This window comes from Streptococcus mitis (assembly GCF_001579035.1).
Lineage (GTDB): Bacteria > Bacillota > Bacilli > Lactobacillales > Streptococcaceae > Streptococcus > Streptococcus mitis_J.
Genome location: NZ_KQ970286.1, coordinates 241,751 through 243,518, shown reverse-complemented (window position 1 = coordinate 243,518; position 1,768 = coordinate 241,751). Strand labels below are relative to the sequence as shown.

Sequence of the window (1,768 nt, the reverse complement as noted above, 5' to 3'; positions counted from 1 at the left end):
CTGATATAATGGGAAAATATTCGGAAAAGGAGACTAAAAATGAAGAAAAAATTTCTAGCATTTTTGCTAATTTTATTCCCAATTTTCTCATTAGGTATTGCCAAAGCAGAAACGATTAAGATTGTGTCTGATACCGCCTATGCACCTTTTGAGTTTAAAGATTCAGATCAAACTTATAAAGGAATTGATGTTGACATTATCAACAAAGTCGCTGAGATTAAAGGATGGAATATTCAGATGTCCTATCCTGGATTTGATGCAGCGGTCAATGCGGTTCAAGCTGGTCAAGCTGACGCTATCATGGCAGGAATGACAAAGACTAAAGAACGTGAAAAAGTCTTCACCATGTCTGATACTTACTATGATACAAAAGTTGTCATTGCAACTACAAAGGCACACAAGATTAGTAAATATGACCAATTAACTGGCAAAACCGTTGGTGTTAAAAACGGAACTGCTGCTCAACGTTTTCTTGAAACAATCAAAGATAAATACGGCTTTACTATTAAAACATTTGACACTAGTGATTTGATGAACAACAGCTTGAGTGCTGGTGCCATCGATGCCATGATGGATGACAAACCTGTTATCGAGTATGCCATTAACCAAGGGCAAGACCTCCATATTGAAATGGATGGTGAAGCTGTAGGAAGTTTTGCTTTCGGTGTGAAAAAAGGAAGCAAATACGAGCACCTGGTTACTGAATTTAACCAAGCCTTGGCTGAAATGAAAAAAGATGGTAGTCTTGATAAAATCATCAAGAAATGGACTGCTTCATCATCTTCAGCAGTGCCAACTACAACTACTCTAGCAGGCTTAAAAGCTATTCCTGTTAAAGCCAAATACATCATTGCCAGCGATTCTTCTTTTGCACCTTTTGTTTTCCAAAATTCAAGCAACCAATACACTGGTATTGATATGGAATTGATTAAGGCAATCGCTAAAGACCAAGGTTTTGAAATTGAAATCATCAACCCTGGTTTCGATGCCGCTATTAACGCTGTCCAAGCTGGTCAAGCAGATGGTATCATTGCTGGTATGTCTGTCACAGATGCTCGTAAGGCGACTTTTGATTTCTCAGATTCATACTACACTGCAAACACAATCCTCGGCGTCAAAGAATCAAGTACCATTGCTTCTTATGAAGATTTGAAAGGAAAGACGGTCGGTGTTAAAAACGGAACTGCTTCTCAAACCTTCCTAACAGAAAATCAAAGCAAATACGGTTATCAAATTAAAACCTTCGCTGATGGTTCATCAATGTATGACAGTTTAAACACTGGTGCCATTGATGCTGTTATGGATGATGAACCTGTTCTCAAATATTCTATCAGCCAAGGTCAAAAATTGAAAACACCAATCCCTGGAAGTCCAATCGGAGAAACAGCCTTTGCCGTTAAAAAAGGCACAAATCCAGAATTGATTGAAATGTTCAATAACGGACTTGCAAACCTTAAAGCAAACGGTGAATTCCAAAAGATTCTTGACAAATACCTAGCTAGCGAATCTTCAACTGCTTCAACAAGCGCTGTTGACGAAACAACTATCTGGGGCTTGCTTCAAAACAACTACAAACAACTCCTTAGCGGTCTTGGTATCACTCTTGCTCTAGCTCTTATCTCATTTGCTATTGCTATTGTTATCGGGATTATCTTCGGTATGTTTAGCGTTAGCCCATACAAATCTCTTCGCGTAATCTCTGAGATTTTCGTAGACGTTATCCGTGGTATTCCATTGATGATTCTTGCAGCCTTCATCTTCTGGGGAA

Annotated in this window: 1 protein-coding gene; it reads left to right on the top strand. The window is 38.7% G+C overall.

The window, feature by feature from the left end; genetic code table 11:
• Positions 1-39: 39 nt before the first annotated feature.
• On the top strand, positions 40-1,768 hold a 1,729-nt coding region (locus SMIDD26_RS03485; protein WP_246746878.1), incomplete at its 3' end, for an ABC transporter permease subunit.